Source organism: Corallococcus caeni (genome assembly GCF_036245865.1).
In the GTDB taxonomy this organism is placed as follows: domain Bacteria; phylum Myxococcota; class Myxococcia; order Myxococcales; family Myxococcaceae; genus Corallococcus; species Corallococcus caeni.
Map to the genome: position 1 here is coordinate 302,289 of NZ_BTTW01000003.1, position 22,828 is coordinate 325,116.

The window sequence follows — 22,828 nt, forward strand, 5'->3', positions numbered from 1 at the left end:
GGCGCGCCAACAACGGAACGTGAGCGGACGATGAGAGCGGGAACGGCGGTGTTGACGGTCGATGCGGCGGGCATGCGCGCGCAGAACAGCGGCCTGCTGCTGAACATGATCTGGCGCGAGCGTCAGATCTCCCGGGCGGAGATCGCCCGGCGCACGGAGCTCAGCCCGTCGACCGTCTCCGCCATCGTCGCGGACCTGGAGCAGGCGGGCCTGGTGCGCAGCATCGGCGCCGGGGTCTCCCGCGGGGGCCGCCGTCCCACCCTCATCGGCTTCTGTGACGAGGCCTTCAGCCTGGTGGGCGTCGAGCTGGGCGCCTCCCACGTCACCGTCGTCCTCACGGACCTCCGCGGCCGCGTGCGCACGCAGAGCAAGGCGAGCCACGCGGTGCGCGGCGATCCGGAAGGGTCGCTGCAGAAGGCGAAGGAGCTGGTCCACGAGTGCCTGGACGCCGAGCGCGTCCCGCGCCGCTCCGTGGTCGGCATGGGGGTGGCCGTGCCCAGCCCCGTGCACCCGGCCTCGCCCGGGAAGATGTCCCCCCTCATCCTGCCCGCGTGGAAGCACGTGGACGTGAAGGAGTGGTTCGAGACCACCTTCGACATGCCCGTGTTCGTGGACAACGACGCGAACCTCGGCGCGCTGTCGGAGTGCTTCTGGGGCGCGGGCTCCGGAGGCGAGGACCTGACGTACATCAAGCTGGCCACCGGTATTGGCGCCGGCCACATCATCCACGGCGACGTGTACCGGGGCGCTGGCGGAACGGCCGGTGAGATCGGCCACATCCCGGTGGACTCCAACGGGCCGCTCTGCGTGTGCGGCCTGAGGGGATGCCTCGTCACGCTCATCGGCTCCACGGCGCTCACCGAACGCGCGCGCGAGCTGATGGGCACCCGCGGCCGCAAGGGCCCCACCGTGCGCGACCTGGTGGAGGGCGCTCGCGCGGGCGACACCGCCGCGAAGCAGATCATCGACGGCATGGGCGCCTACCTGGGCATCGCCGTGGGCGGCCTGCTCAACCTGCTCAACCCCGCCATCGTCGTGCTGGGCGGGGAGATCTCCTCCGTGGGCGAGATGCTGCTCGACCCCTTGCGCGCGTCCGTGCGGCAGCGCGCCCTGTCCGTCTCCATGGCGGAGACGCGCATCGTCACGTCGACGCTGGGTGAGCGCGCCATCGCCGTGGGCGCGGCCACCCTCGTGCTCCAGGCGGCGCTGCGCGACCGCTCCCTCTTTCCCACGCAGAACGTCGGGAGAACCGCATGACATCGCGCCGTGTCGTCCTCGCCCTGGCCCTCTCGGGCCTGGGGATGGCTTCGTGTGATCCGGCAGCAGGTCTGGATAATAAGAAAAACGAGCAACCCGGGCCCGTGACGGAGCAGCCGGGGGCGGGGTGGGAGATCGTCTGGCAGGACGAGTTCGACGGTCCCTCCGGCACGCTGCCGTCGAAGGAGCGCTGGGGCGCGGAGGTGGGCGGGGACGGGTGGGGCAACGGCCAGTACGAATTCAACACCGCGCGGGCGGAGAACGGGGCGCTGGACGGCGAGGGCCACCTGGCCATCACCGCGCGCAGGGAGCGCTACGGCAACAACGACTACACGTCCGCGCGCCTGTCGACGAAGAACCGCTACAGCAAGGCCTACGGCCGCATCGAGGCGCGCATCCAGCTGCCCACCGGCCGCGGCATCTGGCCGGCGTTCTGGATGCTGGGCGCGGACGTGGACTCCGTCGGCTGGCCGGGCTGCGGCGAGATCGACATCATGGAGCACCGGGGGCAGATCCCCTCCGTCATCCGCAGCTCGCTGCACGGGCCGGGCTACTCCGGCGGCGCGAACGTCGGCCGCGAGCACGCGGTCTCCGGGGCGCCGCTCGCCGCGGACTTCCACGTCTACGCGGTGGAGTGGGAGCCGGAGCGCCTGCGCTTCATCCTGGATGACACCGTCTACTTCGAAGCCACGCCGAAGAACCTGCCCGCCGGCAAGAAGTGGGTCTACGACCATCCGCACTTCATCATCCTGAACGTCGCGGTGGGCGGCTCGTTCGTGGGGCCGCCGGACTCCAACACGGTGTTCCCGCAGACGATGAAGGTGGACTACGTGCGCGTCTACGAAAGGGCCGCGCAGTGAGGTTCGCCCGCGCGCTCCTGCCGCTGGCCTTGCTGGTGGCGTGCTCGTCGGAGCCGCGCCCCCGGCCACCGGGCGTGCTGTTCGTCTCCGTGGAGCAGCAGAGCGCGTGGGTGCGCAATTTCAACCCGCTGTTCGCGGGCGCCGGTGCGCGCTGGCCCACCCGGGCGGGCGTGTACGAGTGCATGGAGATCTTCAGCTCCGCGCAGGGCAAGTGGGTGCCGTGGCTCGCCACCGGCCACGCGTGGTCGGAGGACCAGCGCACGCTGCGCTTCACCTTGCGCGACGGCGTCCTCTGGTCCGACGGCAAGCCCTTCAGCGCGGACGACGTCGTCTTCACCTTCGGCCTGCTCAAGCAGCACCCGGCGCTGGACGCGGGCGGCGTGTGGCGCTTCCTCACGGACGTGAAGGCGGAAGGGCAGGGCACCGTCGCCTTCACCTTCTCGCGCGTGTACCTGCCGGGCTTCAGCGACCTGGCGCACCAGATCATCGTGCCCCGGCACGTCTGGAAGGACGTCGCGGATCCGGTGACGTTCACCAACCCGGAGCCGGTGGCCACCGGGCCCTTCACCCAGGTGACGCTGTTCCGCAACCAGGTCTACGAGCTGGGCCGGAACCCGCACTACTGGCAGCCCGGCAAGCCCGCGGTGTCCGCGCTGCGCTTCCTCGCGTTCCCCACCAACGACCAGGCCAACATGGCGCTCGTGGAGGGGGAGGTGGACTGGGCGGGCAACTTCGTGCCGGCGGTGGACCGCACCTTCGTGTCGCGCGACCCCGCGCACCACGCGCGTTGGTTCCCGCTCTACGGCAGCACCGTCTTCCTCTACCCCAACACCACGCGCCCGCCGCTGGATGACGTCCGCGTGCGCAAGGCGCTGAGCATGGCGCTGGACCGCGACCGGCTGGTGGAGGTGGCCATGTACGGCTACACCCGCCCCGCGGACGCCACCGCGCTCAACGACGCGTACACCGGCTGGAAGGACCCGCAGGTCGCGAAGGACGCGTGGACGCACCACGACCTGGACGCGGCGAACAAGCTCCTGGACGAGGCGGGCCTCACGCGCGGCGCGGACGGGATGCGGCGCCTGAAGGACGGGCAGCCCTTCGCGCTGGACCTGGAGGTGGTGAGCGGGTGGTCGGACTGGGTGCGGGCGGGGCAGGTGGTGGGCCGCGACCTGCGCAAGCTGGGCATCGGCGTGACGCTCAAGACGTACGAGTTCGGCACCTGGTTCACGCGCCTGCAGAGGGGCGAGTTCCAGCTGGCCATCTCGTGGTCGCTGGACGGCCCCACGCCGTACAACTTCTACAAGTGGCTCTTGTCGCCGCGCACGGTGCGGCCGGTGGGCGAGGTGGCCGCGGCCAACTGGCACCGCATGGGCGACGCGCAGGCGGATGAGCTGCTCGTGCGCTTCGAGCGCGCCGGCACGCTGGAGGAGCAGCACGCGCTGATGTCCCAGGTGCAGCAGCGCTTCTCCGCCACCGCGCCCGCGATTCCCCTGTTCCCGAACCCGTCCTGGGGCGAGTCCAACTCCCTGCGCTTCACGGGCTTCCCCACCGAGCAGAACCCCTACGCGCGGCTCGCGCCGCACGCGGAGCCTGACAGCCTGCTGGTGCTGACGGAGCTGACTCCGAGGGAGCGCTGACCATGGGCCGCTACATCCTCCGGCGACTGGGCTTCTACCTCATCGCCGCGTGGGCCTCGCTCACGCTCAACTTCATCATCCCGCGGCTGGCCCCCGGCGACCCGGCGGCGGCCATGTTCGCGCGCTTCGAGGGCAAGGTGGCCCCGGAGGCGATGGGCGCGCTGAAGGCCGCGTTCGGCTTCACGGACGCGCCGCTCTACGCCCAGTACTTCACCTACCTGAAGCACCTGGTGCAGGGCGACCTGGGCATGTCCTACGCGTACTTCCCCGCGCGGGTGACGGAGGTGATTGGCACCGGCCTGATGTGGACGGTGGGGCTGGCGGGCGTGGCGGTCATCATCAGCTTCGTGGTGGGGTCGTTCCTGGGCGTGCTCGCCGCGTGGAACCGGGGTGGGTGGCTGGACTCGGGGCTGGCGCCCGCGCTCGCGTTCCTGGGGGCCTTCCCGTACTTCTGGCTGGCGATGCTGGCGCTCTACCTCTTCGGCTTCGTGCTGGGGTGGTTCCCGCTGCGCCACGCGTACGGGCACGACATGGAGCCGGGGCTGTCGTTCGCGTTCGCCGCGGACGTGGCCCGCCACGCGGTGCTGCCCGCGTCCTCCATCGTGGTGGCCACGCTGGGCGGGTGGATGCTGGGCATGCGCAACACGATGGTGGCCACGCTGGGCACGGACTCCATCCGCTTGGCGCACGCGCGCGGCCTGCCGCCCCGTCAGGTGATGCTGCGCTACGCGGCCCGCAACGCGCTGTTGCCCAACGTCACCAGCTTCGGCATGGCGGTGGGCTTCGTGCTGTCCGGTTCGCTGCTCACGGAGATCGTCTTCTCCTATCCGGGCACGGGCTACCTGCTCATCCTCGCCGTGCGCAACCAGGACTACCCGCTGATGCAGGGGCTGTTCCTGGTCATCACCCTGGCGGTGCTCGCGGCGAACTTCGCCGTGGACCTCCTCTGCCTCTGGTTGGACCCGAGGACCCGCGCCCATGCGTGACTTCCTGCGAAGGCTCTCCCGCCACCGGAAGGCGGCGGTGGGCGGCAGCCTGCTCGTGTTCTTCCTGCTGCTGGCGGTGGTGGGGCCCTTCTTCGTGATGGACCCCACGGACCTGGTCGGCCGGCCGCATCAGCCGCCCAACGCGGCGCACTGGTTCGGCACCACGGGGCAGGGGCAGGACGTGCTCGCGCAGACGGTGGTGGGCGCACGCGAGACGCTGGCGGTGGGCTTCGCGGTGGGCGCGCTCGTCACGCTGGTGGGCGCGCTGGTGGGCGTCACCGCGGGCTACCTGGGCCGCCGCGTGGACGACGTGCTGTCGCTCACCACCAACGTGTTCCTGGTGATCCCCGGCATGCCGCTGGCCATCGTGCTGGGCGCGTACCTGCCGTCCGGCCCGCTGCGCATGGTGGCGGTGCTGACCGTCGCGGGCTGGGCCTGGAACGCGCGCGTGTTCCGCGCGGAGTCGCTGGCCCTGCGCGGGCGCGACTTCGTGTCCGCGGCGGTGGTGACGGGGGAGAGCCACGCGCGCATCGTGTCGCGGGAGCTGTTGCCCAACATGGCGTCGCTGCTGGGCTCGTCGTTCATCGGGAACACGCTCTACGCGGTGGGTGCGCAGGTGGGCCTGGAGTTCCTGGGCCTGGGCGACGTCAGCACGGTGACGTGGGGCACCAACCTGTACTGGGCCGGCAACGACGCGGCGCTGCTCACGCGCTCCTGGTGGATCTTCGTCCCCACTGGCGTGTGCATCGCGCTGGTGGGCTTCGCGCTCACGCTGCTGAGCTCCGCCATCGACGAGATGACCAACCCCGCGCTGCGCGTGCACAAGGCCGCGCCGCTGCCCGGAGGCCCCGTCACCCGTGCGCACCTGGAGCGGCCGGTGCCGGGCGTGCTCCTGCGCGTGGAGGACCTGTGCATCGACTACGCGACGGAGAAGGGCGCCTCGCGCGTGGTGGACTCGGTGTCGTTCGACGTGGCGCCCGGCGAGGTGTTCGGCCTGGCGGGCGAGTCCGGCAGCGGCAAGTCCACCATCGGCTCCGCGCTCCTGGGCCTGCTGCCTGCCTCCGCGCGCGTCACGCAGGGACGCATCCTCTTCAACGGCATGGACGTCACCGCGCTGGAGGGCGCGGCCCTGCGCGCGTTCCGCTGGCGTCAGGTGTCCATGGTGTTCCAGAGCGCCATGAGCGCGCTCAACCCGGTGCTCACGCTGGGCGAGCAGTTCCACGACACGCTCGCGGCGCACGGCCGCGTGTCGCGCGGCACGTCCTACGCCCGCGCGCGGGAGCTGCTGGGCATGGTGGGCCTGTCGCCGGACCTGGTGACGGCGTGGCCGCACCAGCTCTCCGGCGGCATGCGTCAGCGCGTGGGCATCGCGCTGGCGCTGGCCCTGGAGCCCCGGCTGATCATCATGGACGAGCCCACCACGGCGCTGGACGTCGTGGTGCAGAAGGAGCTGCTCCAGCGCATGGTAGAGCTCAAGCAGCGGCTGGGCTTCGCCATGCTCTTCATCACGCATGACCTGCCGCTCCTGCTCGCGCTGTCGGACCGCGTGGGCGTGCTCCAGGGCGGCAAGCTGGTGGAGGTGGACACGTCCGCCAACCTGCGCGCCGGGGCCCGTCACCCGTACACGCAGCTGCTGTTGTCCTCGTTCCCGCACCTGTCCGCGAAGGACGCCGCGCCGCGGCCGGTGCAGGCACCGGAGCTGTCCGTGTCCCGGCCGTCCACGCGCATCGCCGCCATCCCCGGAGGTCACCGATGAGCGCCCCCCTCCTGGAGGCGGAAGGGCTCACCCGCAGCTACCTGGGCGGCGGCTTCTTCTCCCGCGAGCGCAAGCCCATCTTGAAGGGCGTGTCCTTCTCCCTCCAGCCGGGGGAGATCGTCGCGCTGGTGGGCGAGTCCGGCAGCGGCAAGTCCACGCTGGCGCGGCTCCTGGCCCGGCTGGACATGCCGGACGCGGGCCAGCTGCGGCTCGCCGGACGCGACGTGCTGGCGGACGGCAGTGCGCAGGCGTCGCTCGACTACCGGGGCCGCGTGCAGATGGTGTTCCAGGATCCGTTCGCGTCCCTCAACCCCGTGCATACGGTGGCGTATCACCTGGAGCGGCCGCTCGTGCGCCACGGCCGGGTGCCCAGGTCCGGCTTGCGCACGAAGGTGCTGTCGCTGCTGGAGTCCGTGGGCCTGACGCCCGCGGAGGCCTTCGCGAAGCGCTACCCGCATGAGCTGTCCGGCGGCCAGCGCCAGCGCGTGGCGGTGGCGCGCGCCCTGGCGGTGGAGCCGCAGGTCATCATCGCGGACGAGCCCACGTCGATGCTGGACGTGTCCACGCGCAAGGGCGTGCTCCAGCTCTTGCGCGGCCTCACGCAGGAGCGCGGCATCGGCATCCTGTTCATCACCCACGACCTGGCGAGCGCGCGTCACCTGGCCGACCGCATCCTCGTGCTCTACGCGGGCACGGTGGTGGAGGCGGGCAGGGCGGACGAGGTGCTGCGCCAGCCGCGCCACCCGTACACGAAGCTGCTGCTGTCCGCGGTGCCGGACGGGGACGACTTCCTCCAGGCCGCGCTGCCGGTGCGCCCCACCACGCAGGCGCCGCCGCTCGTGGGCTGTCCCTTCTCCCCGCGCTGCCCGGTGTCCGAGCCGCGCTGCTCCACCCTCACTCCTCCCGACGTCCTCCCGGCCGCGAATCACCTCGTCCGCTGCCACCTTGAAGTTCCGAAAGGAGTCTCCGCCGATGCGTCAGTTTCCTCCTGACTTCCTCTGGGGCGTGGCCACCTCCGCGTATCAGATTGAAGGCGCCACCCGCGTGGACGGCCGGGGCGAGTCCATCTGGGACCGCTTCGCCGCCACCCCGGGGAAGATCCAAGACAAGTCCGACGGCTCGGTGGCCTGTGAGCACTACCGCCGCTGGCCGGAGGACATCGAGCTGATGCGCTGGATGGGGCTGAAGTCCTACCGCTTCTCCATCGCGTGGCCGCGCATCCTCCCGGAGGGCCGCGGCCGGGTGAACACCGTGGGCGTGGACTTCTACTCGCGCCTCGTGGACTCGCTGCTGGGCGCGGGAATCGAGCCCTTCGTCACGCTCTACCACTGGGACCTGCCGCAGGTGCTGGAGGACCAGGGCGGCTGGCCCGCGCGCGCCACCGGTGACGCGTTCGTGGAGTACGCGGACGTCATCAGCCGCGCGCTGGGTGACCGCGTGAAGCGGTGGATCACCCACAACGAGCCCTGGTGCATCAGCTACCTGGGCTACGGCAACGGCGAGCACGCCCCGGGCCACAAGGACTGGTCCAAGATGCTGGCCGCGGCGCACACGCTGCTGGTGTCGCACGGCAACGCGGTGAAGGTGCTGCGCTCCAACGTGCAGCGCGCGGAGGTGGGCATCACCCTCAACCTCACGCCGGGCGAGCCCGCGTCGCCCAGCCCGGAGGACGCGGACGCGACCCGCGACTTCGACGGCGGCTTCAACCGCTGGTTCCTGGAGCCGCTCTACGGCCGGGGCTACCCGCAGGACACCCTCGAGGACCACGTGAAGGCGGGCCGCATCCCGTCCTCGCACCTGGACTTCATCCAGCCCGGCGACCTGGAGACCATCGCCACGCCCACCGACTTCCTGGGCGTGAACTTCTACTCGCGCGCGGTCCTGCGCAGCAACCGCATCCCGGAGGCGCAGAACGCGCCGCGCACGGTGTTCGTGCGCCCGGACAAGACGGACATGGACTGGGAGGTGTGCCCGGCCTCCCTCACGCGCCTGCTGGTGCACCTGGAGAAGGAGTACCAGCCCGGCCCCATCTACATCACGGAGAACGGCTGCGCGTACTCCACGGCTCCCAGCGCGGATGGCCGCGTGCACGACGTGCAGCGCGTGGAGTACCTGCGCGGGCACCTGGAGGCGTGCAGTGACGCCATCGCGCAGGGCGTGAACCTGGCGGGTTACTTCGCGTGGTCGCTGCTGGACAACTTCGAGTGGGCCTACGGGTACACCAAGCGCTTCGGCCTGGTGTGGGTGGACTACGCCACCCAGCAGCGCATCCCGAAGGACAGCGCCCATCTCTATCGCGACGTCGTGGCCCAGAACGGCCTGGACGTGGAGCAGGCCGCTTGAAAAGGCTCTTCCTGACGACGTGTCTGGCGCTGTGCGGCGGCACCCAGGCTTTCGCCCAGGTGTCCGGTGCGGGCGCTCCCGTGCAGTCACCGCCCGCGGCGCAGCCGCCCTCGGCCGGCCCCGTGGACGCCGCCGCGCCCGCGCCCGCGACGCCCGAGCAGCAGGCTCCGGCTCCGGTGACGCCCACTGTGCCCGCGCCCCAGGCCTCCGCGCCTTCGGACGCGAAGCGCACGACGGTGACGCGGGTCATCCACGACGAGCGCGGCTTCAAGCTCCAGGTGGACGGCAAGGACTTCCCCATCCACGGCGTGAACTGGGGCTACACGCCCATCGGTGAGAACTACCGGTACTCGCTCTGGACGCAGCCGGAGGACTTCATCAAGCAGGTGCTGGCGAAGGAGATGGGGATGCTCCGCGACGCGGGCATCAACGCCATCCGCCAGTTCGACGACATCCCGCCCGTCTGGGTCGAGTACATCTACCGGAACTACGGCATCTACACGATGCTCAACCCGCTGATGGGACGCTATGGCCACCCGGTGAACGGGGTCATGGTCGTCAACATCGACTACTCGAACCCGGAGCACCGCAAGGCCATCCTCGGCGCGCTCGCCGAGAAGGTGGAGGTCTACCGGGACGTGCCCGGCGTCCTCATGTGGCTGCTGGGCAACGAGAACAACTACGGCCTGCACTGGACGTCGTTCGAAATCGAAGCCCTGCCGGGCCACGAGGACGCCGCGCGCGCGGAGTCGCTCTATTCGCTCTACGGCGAGGCGGCCCGCACGGTGAAGAAGCGGGACACGAGCCACCCCGTGTCCATCGCCAACGGCGACCTCCAGTACATCGACCTCATCGCCAGGCACTGCCAGGACCTGGACGTGCTGGGCACGAACGTCTACCGCGGCCCCACCGCGCGCGACCTGTTCGCGGAGGTGAAGGCCAAGCTCAACAAGCCGGTGTTCTTCTCCGAGTTCGGCGCGGACGCCTACGACGCCCGCGCGGGCCGCGAGGACCACGTGGCGCAGGCGGAGTACCTGCGCACGCAGTGGGAGCAGATCTACCTGGAGGGCTACGGCCAGGGGCTGTCCGGCACCGCGCTGGGCGGCTTCGTGTTCCAGTGGGTGGACGGCTGGTGGAAGCATGGCCAGGAAGCCAACCTGTCCATCCACGACACCACCGCGACGTGGCCCAACGGCGGCTACGCGGCCGACTTCGTCCCCGGTCAGAACAACATGAACGAGGAGTGGTTCGGCATCGCGGCCCTGGGCCCGCCGGACGCCAACGGCATCAGCGGCATCCAGCCGCGCACGGCCTACTACGTCCTCCAGGCCGCGTTCCGGCTGGACCCGTACGCGCCCACCACGACGCCGGACGTCATCCGCGACTTCTTCGCCAACATCCGTCCGTCCGCGCTCACCAGCGGCTACACGTCGTCGGTGGCGCTGGCGCGCACGGACGAACTGAGCGCGGTGCGGGTGTCCAACCTGCGGCTGCTGCTGGACAGCTCGCTGTCGCGCGGCAGCATCGCGACGGTGCGGCCCAACCAGGGTTCGGCGGACCACACCGAGTCCATCTTCTTCGACCTGGCGTTGCAGCCCACCAGCGGCGTCTACGGCCGCGCGTCGTTCAACGTCGTGGGCAACGTGGCGCAGAACCGGCTCAACAACCTGTTCTACGAGAACCGCGGCACGCCCTCCACGCCCACCGCGGGCCAGGTCCCCGTGGGCCCCGGCGCCCCGGCGCGCGAGCAGTCCCCGCTGGATCGCTTCGCCCTGTACCAGGCGGAGTTCAAGGTGGACCGCTCGGACTTCGCGCTGGAGGGCTACTACCGCACCGGCCACTACCACTGGGGCGAGGAGGGTGACTTCTTCAACCTCTACCGCGAGGCCAACTACGGGCCGAACCTGGACATCTACCACGGCAACGCGCCCTTCGGCGTGGTGTTCAGCGGCAAGAAGGCCATCGACGGCCTGAAGATCGCCGTCGGGCCGGAGCTGTACTGGGGCGCCAACCCCTCCGTGGTGGCGAAGTACCGCAACACCGTGGGCCCGGTGAACGTGACGCTGGTGCACCAGGAGGACCTGGCGCAGGGCGCGTCGTCCGCCACGGCCTCCGTGGTGCGCGAGCGCATCGCGCGCAGGACGGCGCTCAACTTCCAGTACGCCACCGGCAAGCTGGTGCTGGACGTGGGCGGCCTGCTCTCCGCGCCCCAGCGCATCGGCGAGACGTTCACGTACACGCGCAGTGTCGACCCGGGCGCCCCCAGCTACCGCAACAGCGGCTACGACGTGCTCCAGGACAAGGTGCAGTTCCTGGACACGCTGGGCGCGAAGGCGCGGCTCACCTACGACATGGGGGCGGTGCGCTGGCTGGTGCAGTCCTCCATCCGCGGGCTCGTCGCGGACAGCGGGCCGGAGCAGGGCAACATCATCACCGGCTGGAGCCTGCGCGAGAGCGGCCGCGGCAACCACTACGCGGGCCAGCTGGGCGCGGCGCTGCAGTTCGGCGTCATCCAGGTGTCGCCGAACCTCCTGTACCAGAAGCCGCTCGTGGGGCCGAACCCCACCATCCCGGACGCGTACGACCCGGCCTCCGGCCAGTACTACGCGGGCGTGCGGCCGCGCAGCGTGCTGTCGGACGCGTTCAGCGTGCTGGACAACCGGGAGACGCTGGGCGGCGAGCTGCTCATCACCTTCGACCCGACGCCGGGCACCTGGTTCTGGTCGTGGGACCGCGACATGCGCGAGGACGCGCCGTTCGCGGCGGGCCTGGACATCGTCTACCGCCACCAGCCCACGTCGCGTGATGCGGGCATCGCCATCCTCGCGGACGGCAGCACCATCGCCTTCGGCAGCGCGCCGGTGGCCCGCGACGAGTGGGAGACGTCCCTGCGCCTGGTGGGCAACCCCAGCCAGCGCCTGCGCCTGTACGGCACGGCCTTCGTGGGCAGCAACCAGTCCTCCGGCGAGGACAGCCGGCAGATCCACCGCTTCGGCCTGGACGGGTCGGTGCTCTACGACACGCTGCTGCTGGCGGCCCAGCTGCACTTCAACGACTGGGGTCCGTACGACTACCACCGCGTCTTCAACCTCACCTACCCGGTGCAGCTGGGCGGGGACCTGTCCTACGGGTTGAAGAAGCCGGTGCTGGGCGCGGTGTCCACGCGCTTCGGTCTGCGCGGGCTGGTTCGCATGCTGGATGAGTACTCGGAGGGCCTCAACGACCGGGGCATTACCGAGGGCCTGAAGGGTCGCGAGTACGAGGTGGGCGCGTATGCCATCCTTTCTCTCTGAGGGAACACGCAACATGAGGACTGGTTTCCTGCTGGCCACCGTGGCCGTGCTGTCCGGCTGCTACGACGACCCGACCATCATCTACGGCCGGTCGCTGGACGGGATGACCCTCACGGTCACCGACCCGGACATGGGCATCTACCCGAACACCTCCGTGCTGGACGACCCGAACAACCCCTTCGCGATGTCGGGGGTGGGCACGGAGACGAAGTGGCAGATCCAGTCCGGCGCGGACCCCGTGGCGGCCTACTACGCATGGGCCACGGTGCTGGCGAACGGGCCTTACGGCGAGGCGCAGTACTACGTGGCCCTCAACCTGGCCGCCATCTACCAGCGCGGCCAGGCGGATCAGGCCAGCCTGCCGCTGGCGCGGGAGATGGCGGTGAAGGCCTACCAGTCAGTGCTCGACAACTTCCCGGACGCGGTGACGTACGACGCGTCCGGCACCATCGCCTATGAGCTGGTGACGCCCGCGTACAAGGGCGTCGTGGAGCTGGGCGGCACCGTGGCGGGCGGCTGGGTGATGGTGAAGACCTCCAGTGGTGCGGACCGGGCGGTGAAGCCATGAAGAAGCCAGTGTGGGGCCTGTTGCTGCTGCTCGCCGCCTGCCGCCCGGATCCGGGCCCGGCGGACTACACCGGCCAGGAACTGCCGGACAACCTGGACCCCGACGGCGGGACGCAGCCGTCGGACCTGCTTCCAGGACCGTTCCCGTACGAGGCCGGCCAGCGCCGCCTGATGGTGGGCATCTTCTACGAGGCGGGCCGCTCCGAGGAGATCCTCCTCGATAACGTCGACTCGAACTTCTACCTCTACGAGAACACCGTCTACGTGGAGTCCGACCCGGAGCACATCGAGGGCAAGTCCGCGGACCGCATCGTCCAGAACGGCAAGCCTTGGATGGGCTTCGGGGTGCACTGGAAGCAGACGCACAACTTCGACGCCTGGAAGACGCTCCACGTCAGCATGAAGTCGTCCGACGCGGCCTTCGTCAACGTGAAGGTCGGCATGTCCAGCGGCACGGGCACCAGCGAGAAGGGCTATCAGCTCGCCCTCACGAGTTACGGCTGGGCGAATGATGGCGAGTGGCACCACCTGGCCATCCCTGTCGCGGACTACGTCGCGGCGGGCCTGAAGCTCAACGACGTCTCCTCACCGTTCACCTTCGCGGCCGAAGGTGGCACGGCCGGTCAGTCACTCCTGCTCGACAACCTGTACTTCACCGCGAACTAGGCAGGAACGCAGTGCCAGGGAGGGCGGGCCGGCTGTCGCCGTGTGACAGCCGGAACGCCCGAGCCTTGTCTTGACGTCCCCGTCACGCCCCCGCGTGCGGTGCCGGAAGGGCAGGGCGGCAGTCACTCCACCCGGGCAGTCCCCTTGCGTCCGCCGCGCGTCCTGGCGGTGCGTGCGAACGCGCGCGTCACGGTGTCCCTACTCAAGGAGTCCTCCCCCAATGTCTGAATCCTTGCCTCGACTGTCAAGCAGGGGCGCGAGCCCATGTCGGCGTGAAGCACCGCGTGTCTGGTTGTTACAGGCCTTCGCGGCGGTGCTCATGGTGGTGTCCCTCCTGGGCGCATCCGACGCCCGCGCGCAGACCAACGTCGCGCTGAACAAGACCACCTATACCTCCACCGCCGAGGGGCCCTTCCTGGGCCAGTACGCGGTGGACGGCGATGGTGGCACCCGCTGGGCCAGCGGCTTCTCCGCGAATGAGTGGATCACCGTGGACCTGGGCCAGACGCGCACGATCTCGCGCGTGGTGCTCACCTGGGAGGCGGCGTACGCCACGGCGTACAAGCTCCAGGTCTCCACCAACAACACGACCTTCACCGACGCGCTGGTGGTTAACAACGGCGACGGCGCGGTGGACGACCTGTCCCTGCCGGCCGGGACGACGGGCCGCTACGTCCGCATGCAGGGCGTCACGCGCGCGCTGCCCGCGTATGGCTATTCCCTGTGGGAGTTCGCCGTCTACGAGACGGGCGGCACGACGCCGCCGCCCACGAACACGGACCTGGCGAAGAACAAGCCCGCCACCGCGTCCAGCGTGGAGGCGGACGCGGCCGGGCTGCAGCCGGGCTTCGCGTTCGACGGCGACGTCAACACGCGCTGGGCCTCCGCGCAGGGCGTGGACCCGCAGTGGATCCGCGTGGACCTGGGCACGTCGCAGGTCGTGGGCAAGGTGGTGCTGGACTGGGAGGGCGCGTACGGCAAGACGTACACGATTGACGGCTCCAACGACGACGCCACGTGGACGACGCTCAACACGGTGACCAACGGCGCCATCGGCCGGCGGGAGATTCCCGTCTCCGGCACGTACCGCTACCTCCGCATGCGCGGCACGGAGCGAGGCACGGGCTACGGCTACTCGCTGTGGTCCTTCGAGGTCTACCAATCCGGGGGCACCACGCCGCCGCCCACGCAGACCACCAACCAGACCCTCAAGCTGAACTTCCCGGAGCTGGCGTACGCGAAGATCAACGTGTCGCCCGCGCCGCTGTCCGTGACGCCGGTGCCGGAGGAGGGCGACACCACGCCGTCCGTGCGCAACCCGCCCGGGCCCTTCACCTACCAGCTCACGTTCCCGCCCAACACGGTGGTGACGTTGTCGAAGAACCAGTTCTCTCCCACGCAGCCCAACACGGACATCCGCCTGGCGGTGGTGGACTACAACGGCGTGCAGCAGCGCGGGCAGTCCGTCACGGCGCTGGCGGTGCAGGGCGCGGACTGGAACGTCGAAATCTATTCCACGGGCAATGGCCCCACGGATCCGCGCGACCCCACCATCATCCCGGACCCGTACGTGGCGCCCGCGCCGCTGCCGGTGGCCGGGGCCTTCCGCCTGGCCGCGCCGGCCAACAACACGATGGTCACCGCGACCCGCCGCCCCACGCTGTCGTGGGCCCCGGTGACGGGCGCGACGAACTACAAGCTCTACGTCAACCTCACCCGCAACGACTACGACTGGATGGCGGCGGGCAACCTGCTGGACCGCTACACGCAGGTGGCGTCGCAGACGGGCACGTCCTTCACCTTCACTGAGGACCTGCCGGACCGCTGGACGTACAAGTGGTACGTCGTGGCCACGCTGTCGGGCGGGAGCACGTCGCGCTCGGACATCGGGAACTTCAGCGTGTACCTGCCGGTGGTGGAGACGCAGCCGGACGGCGTGAACGTCATCAACGGTTCGCGCGACCTGAACAAGAACGGGACGATTGAACCGTACGAGGACTGGCACAACCCCGTCTCCGTGCGCGTCAACGACCTCTTGGGCCGCATGACGCTGCGCGAGAAGGCGCTGCAGATGTTCTACGACGCGAAGGTGTACCCGGAGGCGGGCTTCCAGATGGGGCCCCTGTCGCCCACGGACATCCCGCTGTTCCAGAAGGCGTCCGCGGCCACGCGGCTGGGCATCCCGCACATCGACGCGGGGGACACCATCCACGGCTACAAGACGAGCTGGCCCACGCAGCCGGCGCTGGCCGCGTCGCGCGACCTGGACACCATCTTCGAGATGGGTGACATCCAGCGCCGCGAGCAGCTGGCCATTGGCAGCCGAGGCACGCTGTCGCCGCTGGCGGAGGTGAACACCAAGGTCCTCTATCCGCGCATCCAGGAGGGCAACGGCGAGGACGCGGACCTGGCGGCGGGCATCACCCGCGCGCTCATCGCGGGCCTCCAGGGCGGTCCGGAGGTGAACCCGTCCTCCATCTGGGTCACGACGAAACACTGGCCGGGCCAGGGCGCGGGTGGCGAGGCGGGCATCACCTACGACGGCACCACCATCCACTACCACATGCGTCCGTGGCACGCGGCCATCGAGGCGGGCACCAGCGGCATCATGCCGGGCTACGCGGGCAGCTGGCTCTTAGGGCCGGAGGGCTACGGCGCGGGTGACAACCCGGGCATCCTCAACTACCTGCGCAACCAGCTGAAGTACGACGGCGTCATCTGCTCGGACTGGCTGCCGTCGGGCTCGTGGGTGCGCTCCGCCACGGCGGGCTCGGACGTGATGGGCGGCGCGACGCCGTCCGCGATGGCCAACTTCGAGAACGAGGTGCCGCTCGCGCGCATCAACGACTCCGTGCGCCGCATCCTGGACCTGAAGTTCCGCCTGGGCATCTTCGAGGACCCGTACAAGCAGGGCCCGGCGGGCACGTCCCAGTGGCACACCGCGGACAGCAAGGCGGCGGTGCGACGCGCCTCCCAGGAGGCGATGACGCTCTTGAAGAACGACGGCGCGCTGCCCATCCGCCTGCCGGCGGGCGGCAAGCTGGTCATCGCGGGCCCCCGCGCGGACGACATGTCCTGCATGGTGACCTGGCGTTCGGACTTCCACGGCAACGAGTTCGGCGACCCGACCATCTACGCGGCGGTGAAGGCGCGCGCGGAGGCCGCGGGGCTCACCGTCTACAAGGACAACGCCCCCGCAGGCGTGACGCCGGACGCGGCCCTGGTCGTGGTGGGCGAGAGCTACTTCACGCACGGCACGGAGTGGGACAAGGAGAAGCCGTACCTGCCGGGCGACCCGATTGGCCCGGCGCACGACGCGAAGTGGGGCGATCAGTTCGGCGTCATCAACAGCTTCAAGTCGCGGGGCATCCCCACGACGGTGGTGGTCATCAGCCCCCGGCCCTACGTGCTGACGAACGTGGTCCCCATCTCCAACGCGCTGATGCTGGCCTACCGCCCCGGCGACATGGGCGGCTACGCGGTGGCGGACGTGCTGTTTGGTGACGTGCTGCCGCGCGGCAAGACGCCGTGGCAGCTGCCGCGAAGCATGAGCCAGATTGGCACGGACGTGGAGAGCGGCCAGTTGGAGAAGTGGGACCTGCCGTTCGACCTGGGCGCGACGGACGCGGAGCGCGCGGCCATCCGCCAGAAGATCGCGGCGGGCCAGCCGGTGCCTCCCACGTACGGCAACCCGCTGTACCAGTACGGCTCCGGCATCCAGGGCTTTGGCCTGACGGACGCGACGGCGCCGGTGGCGTTCAACCTGCTGACGCCGTCGAACAACCTGGTGATCACGGGCACGCGTCCGGCGTTCACCTGGTCGGCGAGCAGCGATCCTCAGACGGGCATCCAGCGCTACGAGGTGTATCTGGATGGCGGCGCGATGCCGGTGGCCATCACCCGGACGCCGTCGGCGGCGCTGGACGGGCTGAAGCTGGCGAACGGGACGCACACCTGGTTCGTGAAGGCGTTCAACTGGGCGAACGGCGTGACGCAGTCCGCGACGTTCACCTTCACGCTGAACGACACGACGCCGCCGTCGGCCTTCGCGGCGCTGTCGCCGTCGGCGGGCCAGGCGGTGCCGGGCACGTCCACGCGCTTCATCTGGGAGCAGACGACGGACGTGGGCGCGGGCGTGGCGGAGTACGTCCTCATCGTGGACGGCACGGACCGCACGCCCTCCATCCTGCGCAGCACGCCGGTGGCGGCGGGCACGAACCTGGCGCGGGGCAAGAACGCCTACGCTTCGTCCGTGGAGTTCGGAAGCGCGAACGACGCGGTGGACGGCAGCCTGACCACGCGCTGGTCCAGCGTGGGCACGGCGACGACGGGGGACACCGACTCCATCACGGTCGACCTGGGGGCCATCTACTCCCTCAAGCGCATCGTGCTGAACTGGGAGGCCGCGTACGGCCGCCGCTACGTCCTGGAGGCGTCGCTGGACGGCTCCACCAATTGGACGGCGCTGAAGACGGTGGATACCGGCGACGGCGGCATCGACGACTGGACGGTGGCCGGCGTGGGCCGCTACGTGCGCATGCGCGGCGTGCAGCGCGCGACGGCGTACGGCTACTCGCTGTGGGAGTTCGAGGTGTACGGCGTGGGCACGGAGCAGACCACGCTGAACGGGCTGGCCACGGGGACGCACACGTGGCGCGTCCGCGCGGTGGACGGCGCGAACAACACCACGCTGTCGTCGGGACCCATCACCTTCACGAAGTAGGCGTGAGGGCTTGAGGTGAGGGGAGGGGCGGCCGGAGCCATGGCCGCCCCTCATTCTTTCCGGGACGACCCGACGCGCTGACGCGGATCAACCGCGGGAGCCCGCGCCCCACGCCTGGAGGTTGTGAGAACGACAAGGCCCCTCGAGCCTGGGAGGCGCGAGGGGCCGGGAGTCACGAGGCGGGCGCCGTGGGACTACGGCGTGGGTACGGCGACGGCGGGCGTGCCTTCCGCAGGGGCGGCGGCAGCAGCGGCGGCGGCGGCAGCGGCCTCCTCGGCGGCCTTGGCCTCGGCGACCTTGCGAGCGGCTTCCGCCTCCGCGCGCTTCGTGGCCTCGGCCTGGGCGGCGGTCTTCATGCTGGCGAGGCCCTTCTCGAAGTCCTTGCCCACTATCTTGTCCATGTCCATGACGAGGCACATCGCCTTGCTCATGAAGTTGTGGTCGCCGGTCATGGTCCAGGTGACGGTGGTGCCGTCCTGAGCGGGCTTGAACGTGAAGGTGGTGATGCTGCTGGAGGCGAAGGGCTTGATGAACTCCAGCTTCACGCGGACGGACTCGTTGGCGGCGACCTCCTGGATGGTCATGCGGCCCTCGCCCACGTCGTCGTTGCCCGTCCACCCATAGGTGGCGCCAACGCCCGCCTCCGCGCCGCCAAACGTCCGCTTCATGTTCGGGTCGAGGGCCTCCCAGGGAGACCACTGGTTCCACTGGTGGAAGTCATTGACCAGCCCGAACGCGATGTCGGGCGTGCCCGGCACGGAAGCGGTGCGCGTGACGGTGAAGGTATCAGGGCGGGTGGCGATGACGCCGACGAGCAGCAGGAGCGCTGCGGCGAAGCCAATGGCAATCTTCTTGAACATGGAGGTCCTCGGAACGGCAGCCCCGGACGGGGAGGCAGCGTCTTAGGTCGCCGGTTCGCCCCGACTCAAGCCCCCCTCCGAGCGGCCCACCATGACGCAGCGTGCGGAGCGAGTCATCGCGGCCCCTCCCGTTCCGAAACCGCTTCAAGCCCCGCGTCTGAGCAGCTAAGCGCCATCTCCGGATCCGCACCATGCTCACGCCCTCCCTCCCGCTGACCCCCGACACCGCGAGACACCTGTCCCTGCTCCGGACGCTGGGGGAGGCGGAGCTGTCGCCGTACTCGCGCTGGCAGTGGCTGGGGTGGGATGCGTCGTCGCGATACCTGCTGTCCGTCCAGAAGCAGGGCGGGATGTCGCTGCGTTGGTGGGACCTGCATGCGGAATCGCATCAGCCGCTCGCCGCGCACTTCGTCCCCGGCTGTGTGGCCGCGTGGTTCCTGCCCGGCTCCCAGACGCTGCTGTCCGTGACGGTGCGCGGCACCCTCCAGACGTGGTCGGTCACCGACGGACAGCGGCTGTCCTCCGTGGAGACGGGCGGCTCCGTCTCCCATGCCTGCCTGTCCGCGGACGGGACGCGCCTGCTCCTCGTGGCGAGCGTGGGCCGCGTGATGCTCTGGGACCTGGAGCGGCGCTGGCTCGTCTGGCGGAAGGAGGACCCCGGGCAGCTCCACGGCTGCGCTCTCTCTCCCGATGGCGCGTTCGCCGCCGTGGGGGCCGCCGAGGACCAGCAGGACGCCGACACCCGTGCCGCCCTGATCCTCTGGGACGCACGGACTGGCAGGCGCATCGCGACCCGGGCCTTTGATGCGCGGCGGATCTGGGCCGTGGCCTTCACGCCTTCAGGCGAGCACCTGGTCGCAGCGAACTCCTCCGGGGATTTGCTGTTCCTGACGCTGCCCACGCTGGAGACGGCGCGAACCCTGAAGGCCCCCGCGTCCATGGCCCTCCATCTGGAGTTCAACCCCGAGGGCTCCCTGCTGGCGGCAAGCCCTGACACAAGCGCGTTCGCAGTCATCGACGTCCGCGACGGGCAGCGCGTCTTTGCCTATTCAGACCTGGACGACCAGCAGGGGAGCACCGCGAACTTCTCTCCCGATGGCCGTCTCTTGGCCTGGGGCATGGATGACGGCAAGGTGGGCATCTGGGGCGTGAAGCCAAATCAATGGCGCGAGGATTGAAAAGACTGACGGACAGACGGGAACACACGCTAGCCTGTTCCTCATGCGCTCGATTGCCTTCTGGCTTGCCCTGCTGTTGCTGACAGCCTTTCCCGCTCAATCTCAACCTACCGAGACCGCTCGCGACCTCGAGGTCGAGGACTGGCTGTACATCGATTCAGTCCCAGACGCGACCCGGATGGCGTGGGTTCCGGACGGCTCGGGCCGACTGTTTGTCTCGACGATGTCTGGAAAAGTCCTCGTCGTGATGAACGGGGCGGTGCAACCGACCCCCTTTATTACCGAGTCATTCACCCAGGGCCACAACCAGGAAGGCCTTTTGGGCATGGCCTTCGATCCGGACTTCGCGAACAACCATTACGTCTATTTCTTCGCGGCGATGCCGGGCTACACGTTGCAGATCTTCCGGTATACCGACGTCGGCGGCGTGGGCGTGAACCGCACGGTCATCGTGGACGGCATCCCAGGGGGATCGCTCGACTACGACGGCGGAGGGCTCACCTTCGGTCCGGATGGAATGCTGTACTTCGGGGTAGGGAGTCTCCATCGCTACCGTGAAGAAGACGACCTGACGAAGCCTTCGGGCAAGATCCACCGCGTGCGTCCGGATGGCTCCGTGCCCACCGACAACCCGTTCTACGATGGGACGGGCCCCAACGTGGACAGTGTCTGGGCGCGGGGATTCTGCAATCTCTATGGGCTGGCCTTCCAGCCGGGAACCGGCCGCCTTTGGGCCAATGCCTCCAGCCCGGCGGCCCTCCAGATCTTCAGCGTCAGCCCGGGCGATCATGGAGGCTGGCCCCACTACGATAATACCCAGCCCGCAGGCTATCTCGCGCCGGTGTATTCATACCTGCCGGGTGTCTTTGACGAGTATCCCTTCACGCCGACGGGCGCGGTGCGGCAGAACGGCGTCGCGACCTTCACGATGATGGGCGACTACCTGGAGTCCTATTCGTACCGCAAGGGAACGCGGCTCATGATCTCCGACGTGGAGGACCCCAGCTTCAACGGCGAATTCTACGTCACGGGGCATCCCTCCTCGCGGTCGTTCACCGTGGACCAACCGGAGCCGGATGCGGTGAGCGGAGGTGGTCAGCTCAAGCGGTGGCCTCAGGGCGAGTTCGTCATGGGAGGCATGTTCTATGGAGGGACGCGCTTTCCCGCGAGCTACTCGGGCAACTACCTGTACACGGACTTCCGCGGGATGCTTCATCGCATCCGGTTCGCGGCGGATGGCTCCGTGGCCACGGAGGACATCATCGTCAATCGTGAGGCAGGGGGTGGCTTCGTTGACGTGAATGAGGGACCAGACGGAGCCTTGTATATCCTGAGTTACTACCAGGCGATTCTGCGGGTCACCCCGGTGCCAGGAGGTCAGGCCGTGATCGTGTCGTCCTCGGATCTTGTCATCCCGGAGGGCGAAACCAAGACCGTCATGGTGTCCCTGGCAATGCCGCCCATGGTGGACGTCTGGGTCAAGGTGGAGGCACAAGGGGGCGGGGATGACCTGTCCGTGGTGGAGGGTGGCTCGCTTCGCTTCACGCGTGAGAACTGGAGCGTTCCGCAATTCGTGACGCTGGGCGCGGCGCAGGACGCGGATGCGGACGTCGAGCACGCGGCCTTCACGTTCACGCCGTCGCAGGACTTCCCCGTGGTCACCGTCCAGGCCCGCACGGAGGAGGACGAGGTCCCGGAGGAACCTGGCAGTGACGGCGGCGTCGACGGCGGTGCGGGAATGGACGCGGGGACCCTTGAAGATGCGGGGACCGCGGAGGACGCGGGCAGCCTCGAAGATGCGGGGACCTCGGAGGACGCGGGGACCCAGGTAGACGCAGGGACCGTGGAGGACGCGGGCACCCTCGTGGACGCGGGCACCCTTGTGGACGCGGGCACCGGCCACGACGGCGGCTCGGGCTCGGAAGGCGCGGAGGACGAGTCCGGCGGTTGCGGCTGTGGCGCCACGGCGCTCCCAGGCGTCCTGGGCTGGTGGCTGCTCGCGGGGCTCGTGTGGAAGCCCCGCCGCGCCCGGCGGTGACGCGTCCCTGGCAGGGGGGCCCTTCTCTCAACGGTGGAGTTGGCTCCGCGCCGCCCTGAGGAAGAGCGCCCCTGCGAGCGCGACGATGAGTCCGGCGATGGCGAGCACGCTGACGCCATCGTATTTCGACAGGTCGAGCACGATGACCTTCCGGGCGATGGCGATGAGGGCGACCTCCAGGACGATCTCAACGTGAACGACGTTGTCGCGCAGGTACGCCTTGATGGTCTCCAGCAACTCCACGCCAATGAGGATCAGGAGAACGAAGCCGAAGATCTCCAGCAGCTCATCCACTTCCAGCAGGAGGATGGGCGGCGTGATGATGTCCTTGACGATGATCCACCCCAGCTCCAGCGTGGAGAGGGCGAGGACCACCATCATCATGACGATGATCGAGACGACGACGGCCCGCTCGAACTTCTTGATGAACAGGCTCAGTCTCCCCCCTGGAGAGGGAGTGCTTTCGGTGCTCACGGGCCGTCCTCCTTCTCCTGTGGAGCCCGGACGCCGGGTGACGAGCGCGCGCTCCGTCAGGTCTCCGCTCCGCTGCTCCCTTCCCGGTACACACGGGGCTTCTCCCCGGAGCGAAGTTGGGCGTCGTGAACCGGGCTGGCAATTCTCCAGAGGGGGCTCCGCCGCCTGCCTGGGGATGATTAGCGTT

General features: G+C 69.5%; 15 protein-coding genes. 13 read left to right on the forward strand and 2 right to left on the reverse strand.

Annotated elements, in window-relative coordinates; genetic code table 11:
* The first annotated feature begins 30 nt into the window (after positions 1–30).
* The 11 genes from AABA78_RS15520 to AABA78_RS15570 all read left to right on the forward strand — a co-directional run bounded on the left by AABA78_RS15520 (position 31) and on the right by AABA78_RS15570 (position 18,091).
* Positions 31–1,257 carry an ROK family protein gene (locus AABA78_RS15520; RefSeq protein ID WP_171416539.1) on the forward strand — a complete coding sequence of 409 codons (1,227 nt, stop codon included), beginning with the start codon at positions 31–33 and terminating at the stop codon, positions 1,255–1,257.
* A complete protein-coding gene (locus tag AABA78_RS15525; RefSeq protein WP_338263855.1) occupies positions 1,254–2,117 on the forward strand; it encodes a glycoside hydrolase family 16 protein in 864 nt (287 codons plus the stop codon). The genes AABA78_RS15520 and AABA78_RS15525 overlap by 4 nt, the downstream gene beginning before the upstream one ends.
* The gene (locus AABA78_RS15530; RefSeq protein WP_338263856.1) at positions 2,114–3,757 is read left to right on the forward strand and encodes an ABC transporter substrate-binding protein; all 1,644 of its coding nucleotides are present in this window, start codon (positions 2,114–2,116) and stop codon (positions 3,755–3,757) included. The genes AABA78_RS15525 and AABA78_RS15530 overlap by 4 nt, the downstream gene beginning before the upstream one ends.
* Before the next feature lie 2 nt (positions 3,758–3,759).
* Positions 3,760–4,743, forward strand: a complete 984-nt coding sequence (locus tag AABA78_RS15535) for an ABC transporter permease (RefSeq protein WP_338263857.1) — start codon at positions 3,760–3,762, stop codon at positions 4,741–4,743.
* Entirely contained in the window at positions 4,736–6,499 is a 1,764-nt protein-coding gene (locus tag AABA78_RS15540; RefSeq protein WP_338263858.1) for a dipeptide/oligopeptide/nickel ABC transporter permease/ATP-binding protein, read from the forward strand. The genes AABA78_RS15535 and AABA78_RS15540 overlap by 8 nt, the downstream gene beginning before the upstream one ends.
* Positions 6,496–7,491, forward strand: coding sequence for an ABC transporter ATP-binding protein (locus AABA78_RS15545; RefSeq protein WP_338263859.1), 996 nt, complete (start codon positions 6,496–6,498; stop codon positions 7,489–7,491). Before AABA78_RS15540 ends, AABA78_RS15545 begins: the two co-directional genes overlap by 4 nt.
* Positions 7,472–8,842: a GH1 family beta-glucosidase gene (locus AABA78_RS15550; RefSeq protein WP_338263860.1), complete on the forward strand. Its 1,371-nt coding sequence runs from the start codon at positions 7,472–7,474 to the stop codon at positions 8,840–8,842. The genes AABA78_RS15545 and AABA78_RS15550 overlap by 20 nt, the downstream gene beginning before the upstream one ends.
* Positions 8,839–12,135 (forward strand): glycoside hydrolase family 2 TIM barrel-domain containing protein, encoded by a 3,297-nt coding sequence (locus AABA78_RS15555; protein WP_338263861.1) that lies wholly within the window; start codon positions 8,839–8,841, stop codon positions 12,133–12,135. Before AABA78_RS15550 ends, AABA78_RS15555 begins: the two co-directional genes overlap by 4 nt.
* Positions 12,136–12,148: 13 nt before the next feature.
* Positions 12,149–12,703, forward strand: coding sequence for a hypothetical protein (locus AABA78_RS15560; protein ID WP_171415638.1), 555 nt, complete (start codon positions 12,149–12,151; stop codon positions 12,701–12,703).
* Positions 12,700–13,368 carry a putative glycoside hydrolase gene (locus AABA78_RS15565; RefSeq protein WP_338263862.1) on the forward strand — a complete coding sequence of 223 codons (669 nt, stop codon included), beginning with the start codon at positions 12,700–12,702 and terminating at the stop codon, positions 13,366–13,368. The genes AABA78_RS15560 and AABA78_RS15565 overlap by 4 nt, the downstream gene beginning before the upstream one ends.
* Positions 13,369–13,687: 319 nt before the next feature.
* On the forward strand, positions 13,688–18,091 hold the full coding sequence (locus AABA78_RS15570; protein WP_338263863.1) for a discoidin domain-containing protein: 4,404 nt from the start codon (positions 13,688–13,690) through the stop codon (positions 18,089–18,091).
* A gap of 194 nt (positions 18,092–18,285) precedes the next feature.
* On the opposite strand, the gene AABA78_RS15575 is transcribed toward AABA78_RS15570, so the two are convergent.
* Positions 18,286–18,951 (reverse strand): SRPBCC family protein, encoded by a 666-nt coding sequence (locus tag AABA78_RS15575; RefSeq protein ID WP_338263864.1) that lies wholly within the window; start codon positions 18,949–18,951, stop codon positions 18,286–18,288.
* A gap of 191 nt (positions 18,952–19,142) precedes the next feature.
* On the opposite strand from AABA78_RS15575, the gene AABA78_RS15580 reads away from it, so the two are divergent.
* Both AABA78_RS15580 and AABA78_RS15585 read left to right on the forward strand, forming a co-directional pair.
* Positions 19,143–20,129, forward strand: coding sequence for a WD40 repeat domain-containing protein (locus tag AABA78_RS15580; protein ID WP_338263865.1), 987 nt, complete (start codon positions 19,143–19,145; stop codon positions 20,127–20,129).
* Between the two features lie 43 nt (positions 20,130–20,172).
* A complete protein-coding gene (locus AABA78_RS15585; RefSeq protein WP_338263866.1) occupies positions 20,173–22,167 on the forward strand; it encodes a PQQ-dependent sugar dehydrogenase in 1,995 nt (664 codons plus the stop codon).
* A 27-nt stretch (positions 22,168–22,194) separates the two neighbouring features.
* Here the strand turns inward: AABA78_RS15585 and AABA78_RS15590 are convergent, their stop codons facing one another.
* Positions 22,195–22,641, reverse strand: a complete 447-nt coding sequence (locus AABA78_RS15590) for a phosphate-starvation-inducible PsiE family protein (protein ID WP_216623453.1) — start codon at positions 22,639–22,641, stop codon at positions 22,195–22,197.
* Positions 22,642–22,828: the final 187 nt, after the last annotated feature.